The organism is Streptomyces sp. NP-1717, from assembly GCF_022695985.1.
Classification (GTDB): domain Bacteria; phylum Actinomycetota; class Actinomycetes; order Streptomycetales; family Streptomycetaceae; genus Streptomyces.
Map to the genome: position 1 here is coordinate 1 of NZ_JAAPBF010000355.1, position 4,692 is coordinate 4,692.

The 4,692-nt window shown below is 73.6% G+C and carries 5 protein-coding genes and 1 pseudogene; 1 reads left to right on the forward strand and 5 read right to left on the reverse strand.

Features of this window, described 5'->3' with window-relative positions; translation table 11 throughout:
* The 3 genes and pseudogenes from GXP76_RS34110 to GXP76_RS34120 all read right to left on the reverse strand — a co-directional run.
* Positions 1–337, reverse strand: a pseudogene (locus tag GXP76_RS34110) (aminoglycoside phosphotransferase family protein); the annotation flags it as partial.
* A gap of 220 nt (positions 338–557) precedes the next feature.
* A complete protein-coding gene (locus tag GXP76_RS34115; protein ID WP_078078277.1) occupies positions 558–764 on the reverse strand; it encodes a hypothetical protein in 207 nt (68 codons plus the stop codon).
* Between the two features lie 158 nt (positions 765–922).
* Positions 923–1,210 (reverse strand): hypothetical protein, encoded by a 288-nt coding sequence (locus GXP76_RS34120; protein ID WP_242575497.1) that lies wholly within the window; start codon positions 1,208–1,210, stop codon positions 923–925.
* A 200-nt stretch (positions 1,211–1,410) separates the two neighbouring features.
* Here GXP76_RS34120 and GXP76_RS34125 point away from each other — a divergent pair, with 200 nt between their 5' ends.
* Positions 1,411–2,667: a serine/threonine-protein kinase gene (locus GXP76_RS34125; RefSeq protein ID WP_242575500.1), complete on the forward strand. Its 1,257-nt coding sequence runs from the start codon at positions 1,411–1,413 to the stop codon at positions 2,665–2,667.
* 7 nt (positions 2,668–2,674) lie between these two features.
* Here the strand turns inward: GXP76_RS34125 and GXP76_RS34130 are convergent, their stop codons facing one another.
* Both GXP76_RS34130 and cobA read right to left on the reverse strand, forming a co-directional pair.
* The gene (locus tag GXP76_RS34130) at positions 2,675–3,496 is read right to left on the reverse strand and encodes an RNA methyltransferase (protein ID WP_242575498.1); all 822 of its coding nucleotides are present in this window, start codon (positions 3,494–3,496) and stop codon (positions 2,675–2,677) included.
* On the reverse strand, positions 3,489–4,692 hold a 1,204-nt coding region (gene cobA / locus GXP76_RS34135; protein ID WP_242575499.1), incomplete at its 5' end, for a uroporphyrinogen-III C-methyltransferase. The genes cobA and GXP76_RS34130, both read right to left, overlap by 8 nt.

Below are 4,692 nucleotides of genomic sequence, written 5' to 3' on the forward strand. Positions count from 1 at the left end.
GCCAGGCAGTGACGGGGCGGCCCGCGATGTGCGGGGGTGTCGCGGGGAGCGGTGGCAGCAGGATTCCGGCGAGCAGCGGGTGCGCGGCGACGGAGAGCCGGGCGCGGTGGCCCGCCGGGTCGGTGCCGGGGGCGTGCGCCTTCGCGACGGCGGCCCCGTGCCGTACGACCACGCCGTCGGACCGGTCGGCCAGCACGGTCTCCTCGCGCCCGCAGGCGCCGCAGTCCGGTGAGGGCGCGGCCGGGGATCCGGTGTCCGGGTGGGCGGCGAGGCGGGCGGCGAGGGTGAGCGCGCGTACGACGGCCGCGGTCGTCGCCGCGCTCGCGGATGTGGTCACGTCGGTGTCCCCCGGTGCGGTGTGTTCCCGCCGGGAGCCTACGCGGCGGGTGCGGGCGAGAGGCCCGGAACAGGCCCGGGAAACGGGTCCGGACAGCGCGATGGCCGGTCAGCTCCCCAGCTGACCGGCCAAACGCTGCCGTCCGCCGCACCCCCGTCCCCACGGGGTTGTTGGCCGGATGTCTGTGGTTCGGGCCGCTCTCCCGAACCTGGGGCGCCGCTCAGCGCCCCAGCATCACGCCCACGGACGACGCTTGTGTGACCACCGCTTCCCAGCCGCCGAAGACGACGACGAGCAGGGCCGCGAGAGGCAGGACCATGGCGGTGGCCACCAGGGGGTGACGCGAACCCGAGTTCCGCCCGCCGAACGCGTCGAACGCCCTGCGTCCCTGCGTGCGGGTCATCGCTCGCGATGCCGTGTCGGCCATGGTCCCTCTCCTGTCATGTCTGGCAGCGGCGAGTGTCTGACCTCGGGGGACGAGTGCTGCACTCGCCGCTTGACAACAACATTAGGTACGCGCCGGGCCCGGGTCGTCATGCCCGCGTATCGATTGCCGGGCCTCCCGGAGGATGAGCGGTACCCCCGTCACGTACTCCCCTGGGTGGAGAGGGGGCGCCGGTCCTTGGGGTCATCCCGGAGGGGACGCTCCGAGAGGTCCTCCCTGGGTACCGGTTGTTCGACCAGAGCGAGCACGCGCGTGGCCATGAAGCGCGCCGTGCGCACCACCGAGCCGTTGCGGGTGACTTCACTCACTTCCACCACTCCTCGACGCACCGCCGTCTCCACCCGGCGGCCTGCCCGACTTGCCACGACTTCGTACGTACGCGTCGTGTCACCCGCGTCCACCACTATCTCCACGCGGTCACCCTTCATTGATCCAATCCCCCTTCTGCGACCGACCATTTGAGATCTCGCACGGGCCCGAGGACCTTGGATCCGCGGTCCTCTGACCACCCCTCAAGTTTCTCACCCGGCACTGACAATCGATCGGTTCGTGAGGGCGCGGCCTATGAGCGCCCCGGGGCGCGGGTACGTAAGCTGTGCCACGTCACACGGACGACCGGGCAGCGGGGATGGACATGGCGATGATGCGGCTCCGGCGCGAGGACCCGCGTGTCGTCGGTTCGTTCAGGATTCACCGGCGGCTGGGCCAGGGCGGCATGGGCGTCGTGTATCTGGGTTCCGACCGGCGCGGCCAGCGGGTCGCGCTGAAGGTGATCAGACCCGATCTCGCCGAGGACCAGGAGTTCCGTTCGCGGTTCGCCCGCGAGGTCTCGGCGGCCCGGCGGATCCGCGGCGGCTGCACCGCCCGGCTGGTGGCCGCCGATCTCGACGCGGACCGGCCGTGGTTCGCCACCCAGTACGTTCCGGGGCCCTCGCTGCACGACAAGGTGGCCGAGGACGGGCCGCTGTCGGCCGCCGAGGTCGCCTCCGTGGGAGCCGCGCTCTCCGAGGGGCTGCTCGCGGTGCACGAGGCGGGGGTCGTCCACCGCGATCTGAAGCCGTCGAACATCCTGCTCTCCCCCAAGGGCCCGCGCATCATCGACTTCGGCATCGCCTGGGCGACCGGGGCGAGCACCCTCACGCACGTCGGTACGGCCGTCGGGTCGCCCGGCTTCCTGGCGCCCGAGCAGGTGCGCGGCGCGGCGGTGACCCCGTCGACGGACGTCTTCGCGCTCGGCGCGACGCTGGCCTATGCCGCGACGGCCGACTCGCCCTTCGGGCACGGCAGTTCGGAGGTCATGCTCTACCGCGTGGTGCACGAGGAGGCGCAGCTGTACGGGGTGCCGGACGCGCTCGCGCCGCTGGTGCGGGCCTGTCTCGCCAAGGACCCCGAGGAGCGGCCGAGCACGCTCCAGCTCTCGATGCGGCTCAAGGAGATCGCGGCGCGGGAGGGGCAGGGGCTGACGGACGGACGGCCGCCGGCGCAGCGCGAGCGGACCCGGCAGGAGGCGCAGACGGGGCGGGTCCCGGAGCGTACGGCGCGGATGCCGCAGCGGACCGAGCGCACGGAGCGGGCCGAGCGGCCCGACCGGACGGGGTCCACCCAGGGCCGGACCGGGGGCGGGCCGGACTCCCGTGCGCAGGGACCGCGTGGTTCGGCGTCGCGCACGGGCGGCGGCGGGCGTCCGCCGAGGCCCCGGGACGGCGTGCGTACCGGTTCACGTACCGGCGGCCGTCAGGGCAGCAGACCCGGGGCGCGTACGACGTCGGGCGGACGCGGCGGGCGCAGGCCTGCCAATCCGCGGCTGCTGCGGCAGCGGCTGATCGTGTTCGTGGTGGTGACGCTGATCGTCGCGCTGGGGATCGCGGCGGCGCAGCAGCTGTAGAAGACGGTCAGGCGCGGGGCCGCGTCATGTAGAAGGCGACGGCCGAGGTGGCGGCGACGTTGAGGGAGTCCACCCCGGCGTCCATCGGGATGCTCACCCGCAGGTCGGCTGCGGCGAGGGCACCGGGGGTCAGCCCGTCGCCCTCGGTGCCGAAGAGGAGCGCGAGTCTGTCGTCGCGCCGCTCGGCGAGCGCGTCGAGGCTGATCGCGTTCTCGTCCAGGCACAGGGCCGCAGTGACGAATCCCGCCTCGCCCAGCAGGTGCGCGTCCTTCGGCCAGGACTCCAGCCGGGTCCACGGGACCTGGAGGACGGCGCCCATCGAGACTTTCACGGCGCGCCGGTAGAGCGGGTCGGCGCAGCGCGGGGTGAGCAGGACGGCGTCGACGCCGAGCGCCGCGGCGTTGCGGAAGGCGGCGCCGAGATTGGCGTGGTCGACCATGTCCTCGAAGACGACGGCGCGGCGTGCCCTCCGCAGGAGGTCGGCGGGTGGCGGCAGGGGCTTGCGGCGCATGGAGGCAAGCGCGCCGCGGTGGACGTGGTAGCCGGTGACGCGTTCGGCCAGCTCCGGGGCAACCTGGTAGACGGGCGCGGCGGTCCCGTCGATGACGTCCCGCATCACGTCGGTCCACTTGGCCGTCAGAAGCATGGACCGCATCTCGTAACCGGCCGCCACGGCACGGCGGATGACCTTCTCCCCCTCGGCGATGAACAGGCCCTCGGCGGGCTCGCGCCGACGGCGGAGTTCGACGTCCGTGAGGTCGGTGTAGTCGCTGAGGCGGGGGTCGGCGGAGCCGTCCGGGGACGCTTCGACGGTGACGATCTCAGCCACGGTCGGGACCGCCGGGACCCTCGCCGACCGCGACCACGTCGCCGATGACGATGACGGCCGGGGGCCGTACGTCCCCCGTACGGGCGGCTTCGGCTGCCGTTTCGAGTGTGGCGTCCACACGGCGCTGCGCCGCCGTCGTGCCCTCCTGGATCAGTGCCACGGGGGTCGACGGCGATTTGCCGTGGGCGATGAGGGTCAGGGCGATGGCGCCGATCTTGTCGACGGCCATCAGCAGGACGAGGGTGCCGCGCAGCTTGGCGAGTGCGGGCCAGTCGACCAGGGAGCGCGGGTCCTCGGGGGCCACATGGCCGCTGACCACGGTGAACTCGTGTGCCACACCCCGGTGGGTGACCGGGATGCCCGCGGCGCCCGGCACGCTGATGGAGCTGGAGATACCGGGGACGACGGTGCAGGCGATGCCCGCCTCGGCGAGCGCCTGGGCCTCCTCCATGCCGCGGCCGAAGACGAAGGGGTCGCCGCCCTTGAGCCGTACGACCGCCTTGCCCGCCTTGGCGTGCTCGATCAGCGCGTTGTTGATCGCCTCCTGCGCCATGTAGCGGCCGTACGGGATCTTCGCGGCGTCGATCACCTCGACGTGCGGCGGGAGTTCGTCGAGGAGGTCGCGCGGGCCGAGGCGGTCGGCGATGACGACGTCGGCCTCGGCGAGCAGCCGCCTGCCGCGTACGGTGATCAGCTCCGGATCGCCGGGGCCGCCGCCGACGAGGGCGACGCCGGGGGTCCTGGTGCGGTGCCGGGGGGCGACGAGGCTGCCGTCGCGCAGGCCCTCCACGATGGCGTCGCGCACGCCGGCGGAGCGTCGCGGGTCGCGTCCGGTGAGAACCGCGACGGTCACGCCCTCGCTGCGGCCGGTGGCCGGGGTCCAGGCGGTGGCGGCCTCGGCGTTGTCGCTCCGTACGCACCATGTCCTGTTCCGCTCGGCCTCGGCCGACGCGCGGGTGTTGGCCTCGGTGTCGCTGGAGGCGATCAGGACGTACCAGGCGTCGCTCAGGTCGCCGTCGGCGAACGGACGGCGCTCCCAGCGGAGTTCACCGGCGTCGGCCATGGCTTCGACGGAGGGGGTCGCGGCGGGCGACACGAGCACGATGTCGGCGCCGGTCGCGATGAGGGCCGGCAGCCGGCGCTGGGCGACCTGGCCGCCCCCGATGACGACGACGCGCCGCCCGGCGAGACGGAGT